Raw genomic sequence first — 18,827 nt, forward strand, 5'->3', positions numbered from 1 at the left:
CCAGCGCCTCCCCCTTGCGTCGATGCACCGATACGGAAATGACCGTTCGAGGGCGAAGTACGCAAAAGTGAATAGTAACGACGAGAATGTATCCGCACCTTCCGAGCAGCTAGCGAGCGACGGCTTCGGCACGCTCGGCCTCCACCCGGGACTCGTGAGTGCGGCCGCGGCGCTCGGCTACGAAGAGCCGACGGCGATCCAGCGGGAGGCTATTCCTCCGCTGCTCGGCGGACGCGACGTTCTCGGACAAGCCGCCACGGGAACCGGCAAAACGGCGGCGTTCGCGCTGCCGCTCCTGCATCGCATCGGCGCCGCGGGCGAAGCCGCACGCACCGTTCGCGGGCTCATCTTGGTCCCGACGCGCGAGCTTGCGATGCAGGTGGCCGAAGCCGTGCATAAATACGGGCGTCTGCTCCAGGTGAGCGTGCTGCCGATCTACGGCGGCCAATCGCTCTCGCAACAGCTGCGCGCGCTTCGCCGCGGCGTCGACGTGGTGGTCGCGACGCCGGGTCGCGCGCTCGATCACATTCGACGCGGCACGCTCGATTTGGGAACGGTCGAATTTCTCGTGCTCGACGAAGCCGACGAGATGCTCGACATGGGCTTTGCCGACGAACTCGAGGCGATCGTCGCAACGCTGCCGGCCGAGCGGCAAAGCGCGCTCTTCTCGGCGACGCTCGCGCCGCGCATCAAGTCGATTGCCAAACGCTACCTGCGCGATCCCGTACACGTGACCATCGCCAACGAAACGGCGGCTCCCGGAAAAAAACCGCGCATTCGCGAAGTCGCGTACGTCGTGCAGCGCGCGCACAAGGCCGCGGCACTCGCACGCGTGATCGATATGGAAGCGCCGACGTCGGCGATCGTTTTTTGCCGCACGCGCACCGAGGTCGACGAATTGACCGAAACGCTGGGCGGGCGCGGCTACCAGGCCGAGGCGATCCACGGCGGGCTCTCGCAGGAACAACGCGACCGCGTGCTGCGCCGTTTTCGCGAGGGCATCTCCGAGATTCTGGTGGCGACCGACGTCGCTGCGCGCGGGCTCGATATCGAACATCTCTCGCACGTCGTCAACTTCGACGTGCCCTCGTCTCCCGACGCCTACGTGCATCGCATCGGCCGCACGGGCCGGGCTGGCAAAGAGGGCGTTGCGATCACGCTCGCCGAGGCGCGCGAACATCGTCTCCTGCGCAATATCGAGCAGCACACCAAACGCAAGATCTCGATCGAGTCCGTGCCCACCGCGCACGACCTGCGCGCGCGGCGGCTCGATCTCACCCGGGCGGCCTTAAAAGAAGCGCTCGATGCCGGCGGCCTCGAGAAGTATCGGCTCGTGGTCGAGTCGCTGGCCGCCGAACACGACGTGCTCGATCTGGCCGCCGCGGCCGTCAAACTCGCCGATCAAGTACGCGACGGCGGTGAAAAGGACGATGCGGATATTCCGACGGTTGCGACGTTCTTGATTCCCAAAGAACGCACGAAGCCGGCGCCGAACGTGCGCGGCGCCGCGCAGGACGTCACGAAGATCTATGTAGGCGTGGGCCGCAACGCCGGCATTCGGCCAGCCGACCTGGTCGGTGCGATCGCCAACGAAGCGCGGATCAATTCGCGCGAGATCGGCGCGATCGATATCGCCGATCGCTTCTCGCTCGTCGAGGTGCCGGAGGCATCGGCCGACCGCATCATCGCGGCCCTGCGCGGAACCACGATTCGCGGCAAGAAAATCTCCGCCCGGCGCGATCGCGGAAAGTAGACGATGCACTTCGACGATCGCCTATAACAAGATGTCGTAGTGTTGCGCCGCTTCGTCAAAGCGTTTCAAGACTTCGCGGGCGTGCGGCGGTACGACCGACCGTTCGTAGGTTTCGCCCGCGAACGCTTTGACCGAGTCGAGCGAATCGAATCGCATAATGGTGACGAATTCGACTTCGTCTCCAAGGTCGCGACGTCCAACCGTGATGCCTCGATAGCCGGCGATCTCGCGAGCGGCGATTCCCGGGGTAACTTCGTTCAAGAGCAATCGTTCGTATGCGTCGGCGTTCTGCGGCGTCGTCCAGCCACGCCATATTCTAGTGATCATCGTCGCCGCTTCTTCGTTGCCGCGCAGGCGGCCTACGCGGGCAATGCGCTGCCCGTTGGCCTTGTGCGCGAAGGCGCTGCCGCGACCCGGCGCGTAGAACTCGTCATGCTCAACGGATTGCTCCACGCGGTCGCACTCGAAACGGCCGGCGGCCGCATCACCTCGATCTACGCGATGCGCAACCCGGAAAAACTACGCACGCTGCACGCCCACTTCATGACGAGCTAACTCGACGTGCATCTATCCCGGGCGTTCGCACTGCTGGCCGCATCGCTGTGCGTCGTTGCTTGCTCGCCGACGAGCAATTGGGTCGTCGCAAGGGAACTGCACGAGCAATTAGCGGACGAATTTCATGGGTGCGTTCCCCTAGGTTGGAATCCCGTGCGTTTGGACGACGGGTCGCTTTTTCCGAGTTACAATTCCGAGATCACCGAAAGCGACTGGTACTTACCGCCGCCGTGGCTCGCGCAGGCTCCTCGCAATCTCAAGACTCCCGACGCGCGCGTTGCACGCGTCATGCTCGAAAAGTTAGCCGCAGCCGGGATGGTGAGCAAAGAGACCACGCGCGATGGAGCCCACTACCATATAACGATGGCGGCGTTCGCCTATCTAGACATCCGAAATCAGCGCGGCGACAATCGGATGGAACGGCCCTTTCTGTGTTATTCAAAGCTGGTGCCGCACCGAATCGTTTGGACGCAGCCAATACATTACGAACGAGACGGCAACGGCCCGAACCGGGTGGCCGTCTTTCGCACGGCTTTCGACTGGACTCCGAGCCCGAGCGCCGCGTGGGCAAACGACGACTTTATCCAGTCGCATAGCGTGATTTTAGGCCCCACCGAGAGCCCCGCGATCGCGAAATTCGTTTTACGCAACAAGACGTGGTATATCGAGAGTCTTTCCGGATCTGCAGCGGGCCACATCGTAAATCCGCGGGTCTGGCCGAGCTGCCGTACCGGTTCTAATTGCTAGCAAAACGCCCGATCGAGATGTCGATCGGCCTTGCATCAGATCCTTCAAGAGCAGAGCGCGATGAGCTCGGCGATGGTTTGAGCAGCGCGGCTGCACATAAGCGCGTCGCGATGATTAGTGCGAAAGCTATCAAAGCGCAAGGCGGGTATCAGCGTCTCTGCGGCCCAATCCAAAGCGAGGGGTGCGTCGAATTAAGCCGCGATCGGCTAGGAGTTTGGGTCGCTTCTCGTCCGGCGTTAACAGCCGACCCGGGCAAACTCGCGCGATGCCCTCGAAGGGAGAGGAATAACATTGATCGATGATCCTCTGAAATTTGCAGCCGAATCTTGGTACGGCTACGGGGAATGGACGGCTCCATACTGGTTCATCGGGCCTGAGCCTGGGATGGCAAAAAGTGAAGGCGACAATCTATTAGAGCGCTGCGAGGCATGGGCAAAGCTCGGTTCGCCGGAGTTGCTCGACTGTAGGTCGCATCACGTCGCCCTCAGGCACACGAAATGGCATGTACGCTCAAGGCGCATGGCAGTTCCCGTTAACGGTCACTCGATGCGACCGCCGACCCAGAGCACCTGGCGTCGTCTAATTACGTTGCTGCTTGCGTTTAAGGGCGAGCGCACCGACAACGATGCCATTGGGGAGTATCAGGCGGCTGACTGGGGATCTGCACGCGGCGAGACCGTTGTTGCGGAGCTCTCCGCGCTCGCGGCGAACAGTCTGGCCGTCGAACGCGATCGAGATGCCTTCCGAAGAGAGCGATGCGCGCACATTCGCGAACGGCTGCTCGAGCACAGACCAACGTTCGCCCTCATGTACGGGCTCGGGGCCGAGCGGTGGTACGAAGTGATCGCCGGCTGCTCCTTCGACGCTGAAGGGTATGCATGGGCCGGCGACACGCTGTGTGTTCTAGTTGAACATCCCACAGCAATTCCGGGAAAGCCGCAGGAATGGTGGGTCGCAAGGGGTTGGGAGATACGAACTATGGTTAACGCGCGTTCATCGCGTGGGTCGTAGTCGCCGCTCGTCGATTTCAATTACTGTTTAGGCCGATAGATCGCGACTGCAGTTTGTTCTTCTAGTGGCGTTTTCGAGGTTCCGGATGTCCTGTTCGGTCATCGAACTTCCGGCAACTTCTAGAATCGACACCTGAAAGGCGCTCGGCTCGCGACCTCATGAGTTGGATGTTACCACCGTGGCCGTTGTCGGCCTACTCAGCCCAACGACCGTAAGATCCATTTTCGCCGTACGCAGAACTGATGTAATGTTTTCGGTCACGCGGACAGGTTAAAACATACACGCCTTTTGCAATGCGCAACATGTTGATCCATGCTTGCGGTAGCGTCTCGATGCGGAGAATTGCGAGATGAACTTTAGATATCCGGGAACGAGTATTCAAGGGCTTTCTTCAATTCGATGATCGCTTTGTCGTTCCGATCGGCGTACTGACACCACGCGAGATGGCCGCGTCCCCAGTCAATTACAAGACGACCCTCGTAGAGCGCCAGAACCGGGTTTTTCGTTGTCTCGAAGAGATGGTGCTCTCCAGGCTCTGATGTCTTGCCGTTTGTGGGCCACTCAAGCGCCATCGTCGTGGGGCCGAGGTTCCGGATATCGTACAGACCGACAAAAAGCGTGTCACCTTGCGGCGTGACGATAAACGAGGCCCAATGGGCGGAATTGCGAAGGCCGTCGTCAGACTGATACGACTGATAGCGTTCAAACTCGTGCGGGGTGTCGCGCCACAGCTCGTAGAGGGAACGTCCTGGAAGCGAATCTTTGTCCCTGTGCCGCATGAGCCTCACGTTCTTCGGGTCGAACCCCGCTCGTCTCAACAAGTCGTTAAAAGAAATCTGTGGCGCTTGAAAAACGTCCGTGTCGGTCATGGCCGGTGCTTCGTTTTTATCCAGCTTTCCAACTGCTGGTCGACCGTGCGCGATGTGGCAGTCTTAGGCGGCGCGTGAAGAACCCCGATCCTCTGGCCGGAATCGCGGATAACGTTCGACGAGGCCGCGGTCCGAGGATGTGACCGGCTTCAGCGAGGCGACGCTGATCAGGGCGAGGTCCCGTCGGGCACTCCACAGATCGGGCGTCGGCATAGGGTGCGCCGTGTAGCAAACGGTGTAGCGAGTAGCGTGTCGCGGCGAAATCCCGCTAGCAATAAGGCGGGAAGTGATAGTGGCGGGAAAGTGTAGGAATCGAACCTACCAGCCGGCTTGCACCGGCCTCAGCGGTTTTGAAGACCGTGCGGACCACCAGATCCGTACTCTCCCATAGAATGCGGAGAATTCCCATAGGGGCTACATATGCAGGCTTTGCGCTTACGTTACGGCCACGTCCTGCCGGGCTCGCAAGCGAATCCGAACTCGCGCTCGATCGATCTGTTAAACGCATGGAGCGCCGAACGCGCTGATCGCTTCGTTATGCGGTTTCGTGTTCTTTGCGTAACCAGCCCAGGAGTCTAGCGGTCATTTCGACGCGATTCACCGAGCCGGTCTTGCTGATAGCATGTTTGATGTGATCCTGCACGGTCGATTCCGCCAAACACAAACGCCCGGCAATCTCAATGGCGCGATACCCTTCGAAGAGCAGTTGCAACACCTGCACTTCGCGATCTGAAAGATGAAAATCGCGCTGCGCTGATGCGAGCGCATAACGCACGTGCAAAAGCTCGACGAGGGCCACGAGTCCGACGGCTGGACTCTCGCGCATGGGTATGGCGCGCACGACGATATTGGGCATCGGAACGACCACCTGCGTCGGCGTACCGGCCGGATCGTCCCAATTCCAATGCGCCGTCGCCTCGCGTAGAGCGACCTCGAGAAAGTCCGGTAACGCCGACGATCTCGGCGCGATGATCGCGCACATCTCGGCTAAGGCCGGATCGGGGCAGAGCCATGCGCCGAGTACGCGCAGGTCCCGATCGAGCGTGAAGATACCGAGTTGAGCGGAGCGGCGCGCGCGTACCACCTGCGCCGGCTTAACCGTTTCTCCGACTTCGGGCGAACGCATAAATTCGTACGCGCGCAGCACGCCGCGAAGTTTCTCGCCGATGGCCAGTCCCTGCGAAGCCCAGGTCGCGTCGTAGAGCACCACAACTTTGATGAGGCCGCCCGACGCGAGCGGGTGTACCGCCGAGAACGCGCGGCCGCCCACGCGCAGCGGACCGCGAGGCAGCGTTACCTCATGTTCGGCTTCGACGCTATAGAGTAATTCGAAAACGAGATTGCGCGGCAGCGGTCCGCTGGATGAACGGCGCACGAGGCGGCGGCGGATATCGAAAATTCCGCAAATCCAGTAGTTGGCGCCGAGCCCGGTCAAAAGCCCTTCGATCCCGGCTCGGCCTCGTCCGTCGGACGAAATATTTCCTTCGAACGCAGCGAGTTCGTCGTTGGCCATGTTTGCCACCCATGGAGCACACCCGCGCTCGTGATTCTAAAGAACTATCGACCCCTGCAGAAAAACACACCAAACCGTGGTAGAGATTAACGACTTGAGTATGTTTTACTACTTACCTAGTATACGGTATAGGGGCTAAGAACTCTAGCCGAACTGGTTGTTTTTTCATAAGGGACGCGCGACAAAAACCATCCCTCGAATCGGCAAACGCGACGATCACATCTTGGAGAAATCCTATGTTTGCTACACCCGTAAAAGAAAAATTGACCGTCTTAGTCATCGAACGCCAAGCGCTGCTTGCGAAGGCGATCTGTCAGCTCATCGCGGAGGACGACGACCTCCTTGTAGCCGGATCCGCCGACAAAGTCGATCCCCAAGCGATCGCCGCGCTGGCCCCACGCCTCATCATCTTGGATGCCGATGATTCCATCAGCAATCTCACGGCGCTAGTCGCCGATTGCAAGCGCGCGGTTCCGAGCGCGCACGTCTGCGTCTTCTCCGAGTTCCTCAACTCCGACGTCCTGCTGCGGGCGCTTTCCGCCGGGGCCGACGCCTACATCATGAAAGATATCTCGCCCGCGGAAATGCTCGGGTCGATCAAAACCGTCGCACAGGGCAACTTCTATGCGGATCCGCGCCTCTCGGGCGTGGTACTCCGCCAACGCGCTCAGCGGCGGGAACGCGACATCGCCGAGCTCTCCCCCCGGGAGACCGAAGTGGTCCGCCTGATCGCCCAGGGGCTTTCGAACAAGGAGATCAGCCAGCGGCTTCTCCTTTCGGATAAAACGATCAAAAATCACGTGTCGAGCATCTTTTCGAAGTTGCACATGACGGCTCGAACGCAGGTGGCAATTCACGCGATCCGTAGTGGTTTCGCCTAAACCCTTGGGTGCAATTTGGCCCAGGAAGAACGGGCCTTGCCCGGGCGAGGTGTGTCCCATAGGCTAGTCTTTAATGGATAGCCGAGGCCCGCGTAAGAAAACCTATGTTATCGAGCGGCTTAGCGTTGTCGTGCCTTACCTCACGAGCATCTTATCGAGCGCGGATCTCGACGTGATGCGGGTGACCGAATACGTCGATTACTCGTACATGCATCGAACGGCGCCGGACGTGGTTTTTGCCGACATCGATTTTTTTCGCAACGACGCCCCCTCGACCATCCGCAAAATGCGGCGTCAGAGCCCGCAGAGCCTGATCTGCGTCTATACCTCACAGATGGCCGCCAGCTGGGCCAAACTCTGTCACGTGGCCGGGGCGAACGCCGTGCTGACGAAGCTCTCCACCGACTCGGAGCTGCTCGTCGCGGTTCGCAGCACGCTCGCCGTGGGAGCCTACACCGACGGACGATACCTCGGCGACGACGGGGACGCGGCGGCCACCTGGCGATAGCCCGCCCGCCCTCTCGAGCCCCGGGCGCCCGGGCGGAACAATTCGGCCCCAGGGCGAACCGGGGCAGGTCACCCGTTTCTTGAGGTTCATGCTGCCCCGCCTTAGGTGGGACCGGCCCGGTCCCGAACTGACAAAACCTGTGGCGCAAACGCCCCATTTCACGTTATAAGGACCTCATGAAGACTCGTCCGGACATCCGTAACGTCGCGATCATCGCGCACGTCGACCACGGCAAGACCACGCTGGTGGACGCCATGCTCAAGCAGAGCGGCGTCTTTCGCGAAGGCCAGCACATGGAGACGCGAGTTATGGATTCGAACCCGCTCGAACGCGAGCGCGGCATCACCATCCTTGCGAAGAATACGGCGATCCGCCACGGCAACATCAAACTCAACATCGTCGATACCCCCGGCCACGCCGATTTCGGCGGCGAGGTCGAGCGCGTACTGCAGATGGTTCAAGGCGTGCTGCTGCTGGTCGATGCGGCCGAAGGCGTGATGCCCCAAACGCGCTTCGTGTTGCGTAAGGCGCTCGAGCTCGATCTCAAAGCGATCGTGGCGGTCAATAAGATCGACCGCAAAGACGCCCGCGCGATGGAAGTCGTCAACGAAGTCTTCGACCTCTTTATCGAACTCGGCGCAAACGACGAGCAAGCCGATTTTCCGGTCGTCTTTACCAACGGGCGCGCCGGCATCGCCAAACGCACCCTCGAGGATGTGAGCGACGATCTCGAGCCGCTTTTCGAGATCATCTCCAAGCACGTCCCCGAAGCGCCGGGCGAAGACGGCGGATTCCAAATGCTGATCTCGGCGATCGATCACAACAAGTACGTGGGGCGCATCGGCATCGGCCGCGTTTTCCGCGGAAGCATGCGCATCAACGCGCCGATCGCCAAAATCGCGCGCGACGGAACGGTCGAGACCGGATTGCGGCTCACGAAATTGCTGACCTTCCAGGGCCTCGAACGCGTCGAGGTTGAGGAAGCGAGTGCGGGCGATATCGTGTGCGTCTCCGGCATCGAGGGGTTGAACATCGGCGACACCATCGCCGATCTCAGCGCGCCGGAAGGCGTCCACGCGATCGCGGTCGACGAACCGACGGTTTCGATGTCCTTTAGCGTGAACAACTCACCGTTTGCGGGCCGCGAGGGCAAGTACCTCACGTCGCGTCAGATTCGCGACCGCTTGATGCGCGAATTGGAATCCAACGTCGCGCTGCGCGTCGCGGATACCGAGAGCGCCGACACGTACGAAGTGCGCGGACGCGGCGAGCTGCATCTCTCGATCCTTATCGAGACGATGCGCCGCGAAGGCTACGAGATCCAGGTCTCCAAGCCGCAGGTCATTCTCACGGAGCAAAACGGTAAGAAGTTCGAACCGGTCGAGTACGTCGTCGTCGACGTACCGGAAGAGTACTCGGGCCCCGTGATCGAATCGCTCGGCCGCCGCAAAGCCATCATGTCGAACATGATCAACGTCGGTGAATCGCGCCGCCTGGAATATACGATGCCGACGCGCGCGATCTTCGGTCTACGCGGCGAATTGCTCACGCTCTCGCGCGGAACGGCCGTCATGTCGCACACCTACTACGATCACCAGGAATGGCAAGGCGAATTGCCGGGCCGCAACGTCGGCGCGCTAGTCGCGAGCGATACCGGAACGATCACCGCCTACGCACTCGCCGGCGTCGAGCAGCGCGGCCGCTTCTTCGTCGGTCCCGGCACCGAGGCGTACGAGGGCATGGTCGTGGGTCGCGCTAACGACGATAAGGATATCTCGCTAAACGTCGTGCGCGCGAAAAAGTTGACGAACATGCGAGCCTCGGGTTCGGATGACAACGTGAAGATCGCACCGCCCGAAGAGCTTTCACTCGAGCGCGCGATCGAGTTCATCGAAGACGACGAACTGGTCGAGGTAACCCCGAAGTCGATTCGCATACGCAAACGCACGCTCAACGAAACCGAGCGCTTGCGCAACCGCAAGCGCGAAGTTACTCGCGCGTAGGCGGACTCGGCTGCGCCGAGTCCACGCGCTTGCGCACGGCTTCGTCTTGAGCGACCTCGAGGGTCGAAACGGCCGTTCGCAGGTCGGTCGGATCGGACATCGCATCGGCGACGGCATCGCGACGATCCTCCACGTGGGGATCGTCTTCGCGTAGTTTCGTGAGCAGCTCGATGATTTTCGCGATCTTCTGTTCCGAGACGAGCGCGATCTGCAGCGTCGTCTGCGCGCGCAATTCGGCAAGATCGCCTTGCCGATTCTCGGTAATCAGAATGAACGTCGCCATCAAGAGCGACGAGAGACTCACGAGTCCCTGCAGCCAGAAAAACTGCGGCGGGTCGAAGGCGCGGCGGCCTGCCAGCAGCATGCCGAGGTTGATACCGATCCATAGCACGACGAACGTCAGGATTCCGTAAGCCGTCCACGGCCGGCCGATCCTGCGCGTGATGCGTTCGATGCCCAGCTGAATGCTCGGTGCGTTCTCGCTATGCGCCGCGTGCAGATCGGCCAGCGACTGCGTCGCCGATTCCAGGTGCGGCGGATTCTCCCGATCGTTCATCGCGCCGATAGCGCGCTCGCGTTGAACGTTAGCTCCCCGCGGAGGTCGTCGTAGTCGATAACGACCCGTTGGCCGTCGCGAATCTCGCCGGCGAGGATCTTTCGGCCGAGCGTCGTCTCGAGTTCTTTTTGAATCGTGCGCTTGAGCGGGCGCGCGCCGTACGCCGGGTCGTAACCCGCCTTCACGAGATGGCGCTTCGCGGCGTCGCTCAACTCGAGCGTAATGCGACGCTCGCTTAGGCGCGCGCGCAAGCGGCCGAGTTGTATTTCGATGATTTGGCCCAGTTCTTCTTCGGTGAGCGCGTGAAAGACGATCGTCTCGTCGACGCGATTGAGAAACTCCGGGCGAAAATGCTGGCGCAGTTCATCGAGCACGGTCGCGCGCATGATCGCGTACTCCGCTCCATCGAACGACCCCTTATAGTCGAGGATGCGATGACTGCCGATGTTCGAGGTCATGATGACGATGGTGTTCTTAAAGTCGACGGTGCGCCCCTGACCGTCGGTCAGCCGGCCGTCGTCGAGTATCTGCAAGAGAATGTTGAAGACGTCGGGGTGGCCCTTCTCGATCTCATCAAAGAGAATCACCGAGTACGGACGGCGGCGAACGGCCTCGGTCAGTTGGCCGCCTTCGTCGTAACCGACGTATCCCGGCGGTGCGCCGAGTAACCGCGCGACGGTGTGCTTCTCTTGATACTCCGACATGTCGATCCGAATCATCGCGCGCTCGTCGTCGAAGAGATAGTCGGCGAGCGCCCGCGCCAGCTCCGTTTTCCCCACGCCTGTCGGCCCGAGGAAGATGAACGAACCGATCGGCCGATTCGGATCGGCCAGGCCCGAGCGCGATCGCAGCACCGCTTCGGCGACCGCGTCGACGGCTTCGTCCTGGCCGATGACGCGCCGGTGCAGTTCGACGTCGAGTTGGAGGAGTTTCTGGATCTCGCCCTCGAGCAATTTGGTCACCGGCACGCCGGTCCAGCGGCTGATAACTTCGGCGATGTCTTCTTCGTCGACTTCCTCTTTCGAAAGCCGCGCGCTGCCGTTACGCTGCGAGTGCAGCTGTTCTTCATCGGCGCGAAGCTGCTTCTCGAGTTCGGCGAGTTTGCCGTACCGCAGTTCCGCAACGCGATTGAGATCGTATTGGCGTTCGGCCTGTTCGATCTGCACTTTCGTCTGCTCGATCGCTTCGCGCAGCGCGCGAGTCGTTACGGCGGCGGTCTTCTCCGATTGCCATTGCGTTTGCAGCGCCTCTTGAGCGCGCTTGAGTTCGGCGATCTCCTCTTCGAGCTTCGCAAGGCGGCGTTGGCTCGCGCTATCGTGCTCCTTACGCAGCGCCTCGCGTTCGATCTCGAGCTGCATCACGCGACGGCCCAGTTCGTCGAGTTCTTGCGGCATCGAGTCGATCTCGGTACGCAGCTTGGCCGCGGCTTCGTCGACCAAATCGATCGCCTTATCGGGCAAGAAACGATCGCTGATGTAGCGGTTGGAGAGCGTCGCGGCGGCAACGAGGGCGCTATCTTTAATCCGAACGCCGTGATGCGCCTCGTACTTTTCCTTGAGGCCCCGCAGAATCGAGATCGTATCTTCGACGCTCGGCTGTTCGACGACCACCGGTTGGAAGCGGCGTTCCAGCGCGGCGTCTTTCTCGACGTATTTGCGGTATTCGTCGAGCGTCGTGGCGCCGATCATGTGCAGTTCGCCGCGCGCGAGCATCGGCTTGAGCAGGTTGCCAGCATCCATCGAGCCTTCGGTCTTGCCCGCTCCCACAACCGTGTGCAGTTCGTCGACGAAGAGAACGATCGCGCCTTCGGCTTTCTGAACGTCTTTGAGCACGGCTTTGAGACGCTCTTCAAATTCGCCGCGATACTTCGCACCGGCGATGAGCGCACCCATGTCCAGCGAGACGATGCGGCGGTCTTTGAGCCCTTCGGGCACGTCGCCGCGTACGATGCGCTGTGCCAGCCCTTCCACGATCGCCGTTTTCCCGACGCCGGGATCGCCGATAAGCACGGGATTGTTTTTGGTGCGCCGCGAGAGCACTTGAACGATGCGCCGGATCTCGTCGTCGCGCCCGATCACCGGATCGAGTTTGCCGCGCTCGGCTTCGAGCGTCAGATCGCGGCCGTAGCGCTCCAAACTCTTGTACGTGCCTTCGGGATCGCGCGTCGTAACGCGCTGATTTCCGCGCACCGTACGGAGCGCCGCCAAGAGCGCGTTCTTCGTGAGGCCGGCGTCGCGGAAGATGCGGCCGATTTCGCCGCTGCCCTCGGCCATCGCGAGCAGCAGGTGCTCGACGGAGACGAAGTCGTCCTGCAGCGATTTCGATTCCGCTTCGGCGGCCGAGATCAGCCGCCCGAGTTCCGGCGATAGGGTCACCGCAGCGGAATCCGCATTCGAACCGGTCACGCGGGGCAGGCGTGCGATGGCGTCTTCGACCGTGCTCGCAAGCGTCTTCGGTTCGGTGCCCGCGGCTTTCACGATATCCGGAGCGATGCCGCGCTCTTGCTCTAAAATCGCCGCCAGCAGATGCTCGGGCATCGTCTGCGTGTTGCGTTCGTTTAGCGCGCGCGTATATGCGGCATTGAGCGCGTCTTGTACGCGCTCCGTCATGCGATCAACGTTCATGTTCGTCACTCAAAACAGCAGGACACTCCTGTGCGGTTGCGCTATCCACCGGCGTGGAGATTGCCGCCGGCGCGCTGCGCGCCTTTTACTTGTACGACGTCGCCGACACGATCGATCTCAAACGGTTGCGGACGGTTGGCGGCGAGGGGCTCTCGCCCGCCGATCTCCCGCTACGTCCACATACGTCGCCGTCCTATCTCCAGTTTCCCACTCCTCCGTTAATCGCTCGCCTGCCCACGGTCACCTCCGACGGCCTGACCGTCTTGCGGCGGGTGAAGCTCTTCGACTACGGGGTCATCTCGATTCGCCTCTCGGTCGAGTTTGCCGGCTCCTGGGACGAGTTCGTCGCCCTCGCCGCGCGCCTGCGCAGTTCCGCGGAGCTCTCGGAGTTGGCGCGTGCGGCCGCCGACGCGGTGACCGCCGAGGTCGCCCACGTTCTCGACGACCCGCATCCGGCGCTGGTTGAGGATTACTTCATCGCCGAAATAGACCGCTTCGCGAACGCCATCTCGAGCGCCGATCTGCTCGCCGAACACGGTCCCCAACTCGTGCGGCTGCTTTCCGGCGAAACCGGCCCGTTCTCGTCACTGCAGATCGACGAATCGCTGCGCCAGCGCTATTCCTATTACACCGACGATCTCACGATCGTGCAATGGGACGGCGCGCTCGTCTACGACCGGCGCGAGAGCGCCGACGCCATCGAAGACATACTCGAGTTCGCGAATTCGCAGCTCGTCGAATTGCGTACCTACGATGCGCTGCTCGATCGCGAGCTCGACGCAATTTATGCGGCCCAGCCGGGCAAGCCGGTGCGTTCGCCCTTCGGCCGCGGCGCCGCCGATCAAGCGGCGAGCCTGCGCTATCTCATCGTCGACGTGCTGGAACTCACCGACCGCGCCAACAACGCACTCAAGATCATCGGCGACGCGTACTACGCCCGAATCTATCGAGCCGCCGTTTCGCGACTGGCGCTGGGCGATTGGCATCGGCAAATCGATCGCAAGCTCGAGAGCATCGGCGACATGTACCGCTTCGTCAGCGATCAGGCGCGCAGCACCCGCGATCAATTTCTCGAAATCGTCGTCATCGTGCTGATCGCACTCGAACTCGTCGTCGGCGTGCTCACGCTGCATCGCTAATGCCCAAGCGATTCGTCAGCGAGCCGATCGAACCGGCCGACGCATCGTTCGACCCCGAGACCCTCGCACGCGGCGAACCGGCGCTGCCGGCCGCCTTTCGCTGGCGCGACGAACTCCTATCGATCGCATCCACCGCCCAGATGCGGAAATCCACCAAGGTCGACCGCGGCGACACCTACGTCAAACGCCACTACTTCGACGTGATCCTAACCGACGGCCGCAAAGCGTCGATCTATTTCGAACGCCAAGCCAAACGCAACCACCCCCGCTGGCACCTCTACACCCTCGAAGACTAACCCCACGCATCGTAGCATTACCGCGTCCCACTCGTCGTGCTTCGACAAGCTCAGCATGACAAGCAAACCGCTCACAGCATTACCACGCCCACTCGTCGTGCTTCGACAAGCTCAGCATGACAAGCAAACCGCTCACAGCATTACCACGCCCACTCGTCGTGCTTCGACAGGCTCAGCATGACAAAGCAAACCGCTCACAGCACTGCCGCGTCCCATCGTCGTGCTTCGATAGGCTCGGCATGACAAGCGGCTAGGCGTCTTTGCGGGTGCGCAGCATGCGGTAGTCGCCGCTGCGTACGGTGATGCCGCGGGCGTCGAACCATTCGAGCAGCGGGACTGCGTACTTGCGCGACGTACCGGCGAGGTCGCGGAATTGGGCCATCGTCATCTGCTTCTCGCGTTTGAGAAACGCGTCGATCGTTGTGTGGATCTGCGCGATTTGCGTTCCGCGATAGAGCGACTCGCCGACTTTTATCAAGGCGCCGCGCGCCAGCAACGTATCGAAAGCTCTGGCAACGCCCTCGACGCGCGACTGTTTTACCTCGGCTACCACGGCGGCCAGCGATGCCGGAACGAGCGGTTGTTCGGGATCGATCGGGACCGCGCCATCGAAAAACGCGCGCTGTTCGTCGCTCAGCTTCGGCGTATGGTCGGGCGTGGCGTAGTAACCGGCACGGTTGGCGAGACGCCCGTCGTCGGCGAATGCGGCGAGCAGCCGTACGACGATCGATTCCTCGGTGCGCAGCGCGCGAGCCAGCGCGATCGACGTAAGACCCATCGCCCATGGTTCGCCCCGAAGCTGCGTTTCGATGTGCGCGCGAACGCGCTCGAAGAACGTTTGCGCGATCGCACCGTCCACGTAGCCGGCCGGCCGCGCTACGAGCAACACCTCACCGCTTTGCGCCAACCGTTCGAGCGTTTCGTGCGCGGTTTGGTCGAGCAGATTCGCGGCCCGTCCGATCGCGTCGACTGCCGGCGCGTTCAAACCGGCATTGCGCAGAACCGCCAGCACCGCTTCCTCGTTCGAGTTGGGTTCGCGCGCCGGATCGCCACCGGCCGGCGCGTCGAGCGTACTTTCGATCCGCCCCCCGCCCAGCAACGTTTTCGGCGACATGCGGCGCAGAACGACGGCGGTGCCGGGATAGGCAATCGTCGCCCGGCGCAAAAACAGCTGCGCGCGCCCGGGCTCGAGCGTCGCCGGAGCCCGATCGAAAACCAGCGTTCCGAGCAATTCCGCAGCGCCGATATAGGCGCGTACGGGATTGCGCCGCTTGAGGATCTCTATCGAACCCGCAAGCGGCTCGAACGTCAGCGCGAACGACTGCGTGGCGGTAAATTGCGGTGCGGCGAGCACTTCTCCGCGCGCGATCTCGCCGGCATCGACGCCGCTGACGTTGACCGCCGCGCGCGTGCCGCCATCGACGCTTTCGACGGACCGGCCAAAGGTTTGCAGACCGCGCACGCGCGCGAGTTTCGCGCTGGGTTCGAGTTTGAGCGTATCGCCGACCCGCATCGTTCCCTGCATCAACGTACCGGTCACGACCGTGCCATGGCCGGCAAGAGCGAAGACGCGATCGATCGGAAGATACGCTGGGGCTTGCGGGTTGCGCGGCGGCAGCGCGCGCAGTCCCGCGGCGATCCGTTCGCGCAACGCATCGAGGCCCGCGCCGGTTTGGCTGGAGACGGCTACGCGCGGCGCGCCCTCGGCGATCGTCCCGCGCAGCGATTCCGCAATCGTTTCGCCGGCAAACGCGAGATCGTCGGCATCGAGCAGGTCGGCTTTCGTAACGACGACGATCGTGCCGCGCACGTTGAGAAAGCGCAGAATCTGCAGGTGCTCGATCGTTTGCGGCATCACGCCTTCGTCGGCCGCGACCACGAGCAGCAACAGCTCCATTCCGGCGGCGCCGGCAAGCATATTATGCAGAAATCGTTCGTGACCCGGAACGTCGACGATGCCCGCGTCGGCCCCGTCGTCGAGGTGCAGATGAGCGAAGCCCAAATCCAAGGTCATGCCCCGCAGTCGCTCTTCGATCCAGCGATCGGGGTTGGTCCCGGTCAACGCGGCAACGAGCGTCGACTTGCCATGATCGACGTGTCCGGCAGTTCCGATGATGTGCATTGGCGCCTAGATTAAACGAAGGGCCGAAATAACCGCCGCGTCCTCATCGGGAGCGATGGTGCGCAGATCGAGCAGCACGCGGCCGTCTTCGACGCGCGCGACGATTGCGGGGTCGTTGCAGCGCAGCCGCGCGGCGGCGCGCTCGGGCGATGCCGCCCGCACGACGATCGCCAGCGAAGCGATGCTCGTTTGCGGAAGCGACCCGCCGCCAACGTAGGCGATGCTCGGAGCAACCTGCACCGCGCTCTCGGGTAGGGCTTCGAGATAGCGTTGCGCGCGCTCGCGCAGCGCATCGTGCGAGGTCGCGATCATGCGATAAAATGGGATGCGTTCACGGGACTCGGGCGTTACATATAATCTCAGCGTCGCGTCGAGCACGGCGATCGTGAGCTTGTCGACGCGCAACGCGCGCACCAACGGATTCGAGCGAAGGCGTGCGATGAGTGTCGCCTTGCCGACGACGATTCCGGCCTGCGGGCCGCCGAGCAGTTTATCGCCGGAGAACGCGACCGCGTCCATCCCTTGCGTCACCGCTTCCTGCACCGTTCGTTCGTGCGGAAGCCCGTACTCCGCAAGGTCGACGAGCGCGCCGCTGCCCAAATCTTCCACGACGGGAATACCGGCACGGGCCCCCAACGCGGCAAGTTCCGCCGGATCGACGTCGTGCGTGAAGCCGGTCATCGCGAAATTCGAGGCGTGCGAGCGCATGAGCAGCGCGGTGCGGGGCGAGAGCGCGCGTTCGTAATCTTGGAGATAGACCTTGTTGGTCGCGCCGACTTCGATCAGCATCGCTCCACTGCGCTCGAGCACGTCGGGCAAGCGAAAGCCGCCGCCGATCTCGACGAGCTGGTTACGCGCTATCACGACTTCGCGGCCCTTCGCAAACGTGTCGAGCATCAACAGCACGGCCGCCGCGCAGTTATTGACCACGAGCGCGTCTTCCGCACCCGTGATCGTTCGCAGCAGATCGCTCACGCGGGCGTAGCGCGAACCGCGCGTTCCCGTGGCGAGATCGAACTCGAGATTGGAGTATCCGCGCCCGGCCAGCGCGGCTGCAGCGAGCGCCTCGCTCGCGAGCGGGGCGCGGCCGAGATTGGTGTGCAGCACGACGCCCGTACCGTTGATCGCCGCCAGCAGCGTCTCCATACGCGCGCGTTCCAGGCGCTCGACGATTCCGGCGACGAGCGCGGCGTATTCGGGCAACGGCTCGGAATGACGCGCGCGATCGAGTTCGACGTCGATCGCGCGTTTGACGCTATCGCGGCCCAGAAGCGCTTGATACGGAGCGATCGACGCTTCGCCGAGAAGACGATGCACGGCCGGAAGGCCGCGCAACGCAGTCATCGATTCTACCGGATGTTAGGCGACGTGCTTGCTGAGCATCGACGTGATCGTCTGCTCCGAGACGTATCCGACGATGCGATCTACGGGCTGGCCGCCCTTAAAGAGAATCAAGCACGGAATCCCCGAGACTTGATATTGGCCCGCCAGGCTCGGATTGTCGTCGGAGTTCAACTTCACGAACTTCGCCTTGCCGGCGTGAGCGGCGGCGACTTTCTCGACGACCGGCGCGAGCATCTTACACGGTCCGCACCAGGGCGCCCAGAAATCGACCAACACCGGCTGATCGTTGCCCAGCACCTCTTGCTGGAAATCGGACTGCGAAACATCGGCTAATGCACTCATTGTATTCTTAACATTCCTCCATCGTCTGTAAACCACATCCCCAACCACTCGGTTTCATCCCCGCGGTGAGCGTATCGAACCACGTCCTTCGACAAGCTCAGGATGACAGGCAGGGGCCCCGGGTGGCGCGTGACGCGTTGTCATGGTGAGGCGGGCGTCGTTTGTCATGGTGAGGTGGGCGTCGTTGTCATGGTGAGGTGGGCGTCGTTGTCATGGTGAGGTTGGTGTCGTAGTCATGGGTGAGGGTGGTGTCGTTGTCATGGTGAGCTTGTCGAACCGCGTCCTTCGACAAGCTCCGTCCTTCGACAAGCTCAGGATGACAAAAAATGAGGTGAGCGTCGTTGTCATGGTGAGGTTGGTGCTGTTGTCATGGTGAGCTTGTCGAACCACGGCGGCTTTTAGAGTTCTGGTTGTTGGGGTTCGCCGGTTATGTCGGTGAGTTGTTCGGTTTGTTTGCCGAGGTTGGTGAGGGCGATGACTTCGTCGCCTTCGGTGAGACGCTGGAGTTTTACGCCCTTTGCGTCGCGGCCGGTTTGACGAATCTCCTTAACGTTGAGGCGGATC

The 18,827-nt window shown here is 62.0% G+C and carries 17 protein-coding genes and 1 tRNA gene; 8 read left to right on the plus strand and 10 right to left on the minus strand.

Annotation, left to right across the window (positions count from 1 at the left end):
• The first annotated feature begins 67 nt into the window (after nt 1–67).
• On the plus strand, nt 68–1,753 hold the full coding sequence (locus tag VIG32_10050) for a DEAD/DEAH box helicase (protein HEY8298352.1): 1,686 nt from the start codon (nt 68–70) through the stop codon (nt 1,751–1,753).
• A gap of 21 nt (nt 1,754–1,774) precedes the next feature.
• Here the strand turns inward: VIG32_10050 and VIG32_10055 are convergent, their stop codons facing one another.
• A complete protein-coding gene (locus tag VIG32_10055) occupies nt 1,775–2,206 on the minus strand; it encodes a hypothetical protein (protein ID HEY8298353.1) in 432 nt (143 codons plus the stop codon).
• On the opposite strand from VIG32_10055, the gene VIG32_10060 reads away from it, so the two are divergent.
• Together VIG32_10060 and VIG32_10065 are read left to right on the plus strand one after the other, a co-directional pair.
• Entirely contained in the window at nt 2,186–2,308 is a 123-nt protein-coding gene (locus tag VIG32_10060; protein ID HEY8298354.1) for a hypothetical protein, read from the plus strand. The two genes, VIG32_10055 and VIG32_10060, sit on opposite strands and share 21 nt — an antisense overlap.
• Before the next feature lie 6 nt (nt 2,309–2,314).
• On the plus strand, nt 2,315–3,055 hold the full coding sequence (locus VIG32_10065; GenBank protein HEY8298355.1) for a hypothetical protein: 741 nt from the start codon (nt 2,315–2,317) through the stop codon (nt 3,053–3,055).
• 579 nt (nt 3,056–3,634) lie between these two features.
• Here the strand turns inward: VIG32_10065 and VIG32_10070 are convergent.
• The 4 genes from VIG32_10070 to VIG32_10085 all read right to left on the minus strand — a co-directional run bounded on the left by VIG32_10070 (nt 3,635) and on the right by VIG32_10085 (nt 6,448).
• Entirely contained in the window at nt 3,635–3,844 is a 210-nt protein-coding gene (locus tag VIG32_10070; GenBank protein HEY8298356.1) for a hypothetical protein, read from the minus strand.
• A 578-nt stretch (nt 3,845–4,422) separates the two neighbouring features.
• Nucleotides 4,423–4,935, minus strand: a complete 513-nt coding sequence (locus VIG32_10075) for a hypothetical protein (GenBank protein HEY8298357.1) — start codon at nt 4,933–4,935, stop codon at nt 4,423–4,425.
• A gap of 293 nt (nt 4,936–5,228) precedes the next feature.
• A tRNA-Sec gene (locus tag VIG32_10080) sits at nt 5,229–5,322 on the minus strand.
• Between the two features lie 148 nt (nt 5,323–5,470).
• The gene (locus tag VIG32_10085; protein HEY8298358.1) at nt 5,471–6,448 is read right to left on the minus strand and encodes a helix-turn-helix transcriptional regulator; all 978 of its coding nucleotides are present in this window, start codon (nt 6,446–6,448) and stop codon (nt 5,471–5,473) included.
• 236 nt (nt 6,449–6,684) lie between these two features.
• On the opposite strand from VIG32_10085, the gene VIG32_10090 reads away from it, so the two are divergent.
• The 3 genes from VIG32_10090 to typA all read left to right on the plus strand — a co-directional run bounded on the left by VIG32_10090 (nt 6,685) and on the right by typA (nt 9,840).
• Nucleotides 6,685–7,329, plus strand: a complete 645-nt coding sequence (locus VIG32_10090) for a response regulator transcription factor (GenBank protein HEY8298359.1) — start codon at nt 6,685–6,687, stop codon at nt 7,327–7,329.
• Between the two features lie 73 nt (nt 7,330–7,402).
• Nucleotides 7,403–7,837 (plus strand): response regulator, encoded by a 435-nt coding sequence (locus VIG32_10095; protein HEY8298360.1) that lies wholly within the window; start codon nt 7,403–7,405, stop codon nt 7,835–7,837.
• 176 nt (nt 7,838–8,013) lie between these two features.
• On the plus strand, nt 8,014–9,840 hold the full coding sequence (typA, locus tag VIG32_10100; protein HEY8298361.1) for a translational GTPase TypA: 1,827 nt from the start codon (nt 8,014–8,016) through the stop codon (nt 9,838–9,840).
• Here the strand turns inward: typA and VIG32_10105 are convergent.
• Both VIG32_10105 and clpB read right to left on the minus strand, forming a co-directional pair.
• Nucleotides 9,827–10,396, minus strand: a complete 570-nt coding sequence (locus tag VIG32_10105) for a DUF1003 domain-containing protein (protein ID HEY8298362.1) — start codon at nt 10,394–10,396, stop codon at nt 9,827–9,829. The genes typA and VIG32_10105 overlap by 14 nt on opposite strands.
• Nucleotides 10,393–13,020, minus strand: a complete 2,628-nt coding sequence (gene clpB / locus VIG32_10110; protein ID HEY8298363.1) for an ATP-dependent chaperone ClpB — start codon at nt 13,018–13,020, stop codon at nt 10,393–10,395. Before clpB ends, VIG32_10105 begins: the two co-directional genes overlap by 4 nt.
• Nucleotides 13,021–13,073: 53 nt before the next feature.
• Between clpB and VIG32_10115 the strand changes: the two genes are divergently transcribed.
• On the plus strand, nt 13,074–14,159 hold the full coding sequence (locus VIG32_10115; GenBank protein HEY8298364.1) for a hypothetical protein: 1,086 nt from the start codon (nt 13,074–13,076) through the stop codon (nt 14,157–14,159).
• Complete coding sequence (locus VIG32_10120; GenBank protein ID HEY8298365.1) at nt 14,159–14,455, plus strand: DUF6504 family protein; 297 nt, start codon at nt 14,159–14,161, stop codon at nt 14,453–14,455. Before VIG32_10115 ends, VIG32_10120 begins: the two co-directional genes overlap by 1 nt.
• Nucleotides 14,456–14,705: 250 nt before the next feature.
• Here the strand turns inward: VIG32_10120 and selB are convergent, their stop codons facing one another.
• Genes selB through trxA form a run of 3 tightly spaced genes read right to left on the minus strand, consistent with a single transcriptional unit; the run spans nt 14,706 to nt 18,263 of the window.
• Nucleotides 14,706–16,577: a selenocysteine-specific translation elongation factor gene (selB, locus tag VIG32_10125; GenBank protein ID HEY8298366.1), complete on the minus strand. Its 1,872-nt coding sequence runs from the start codon at nt 16,575–16,577 to the stop codon at nt 14,706–14,708.
• Nucleotides 16,578–16,583: 6 nt separating this feature from the next.
• Nucleotides 16,584–17,921: an L-seryl-tRNA(Sec) selenium transferase gene (gene selA, locus VIG32_10130; GenBank protein ID HEY8298367.1), complete on the minus strand. Its 1,338-nt coding sequence runs from the start codon at nt 17,919–17,921 to the stop codon at nt 16,584–16,586.
• Nucleotides 17,922–17,936: 15 nt separating this feature from the next.
• A complete protein-coding gene (gene trxA / locus VIG32_10135; protein HEY8298368.1) occupies nt 17,937–18,263 on the minus strand; it encodes a thioredoxin in 327 nt (108 codons plus the stop codon).
• Nucleotides 18,264–18,827: the final 564 nt, after the last annotated feature.

Source organism: Candidatus Baltobacteraceae bacterium (genome assembly GCA_036559195.1).
GTDB lineage: Bacteria > Vulcanimicrobiota > Vulcanimicrobiia > Vulcanimicrobiales > Vulcanimicrobiaceae > JALYTZ01.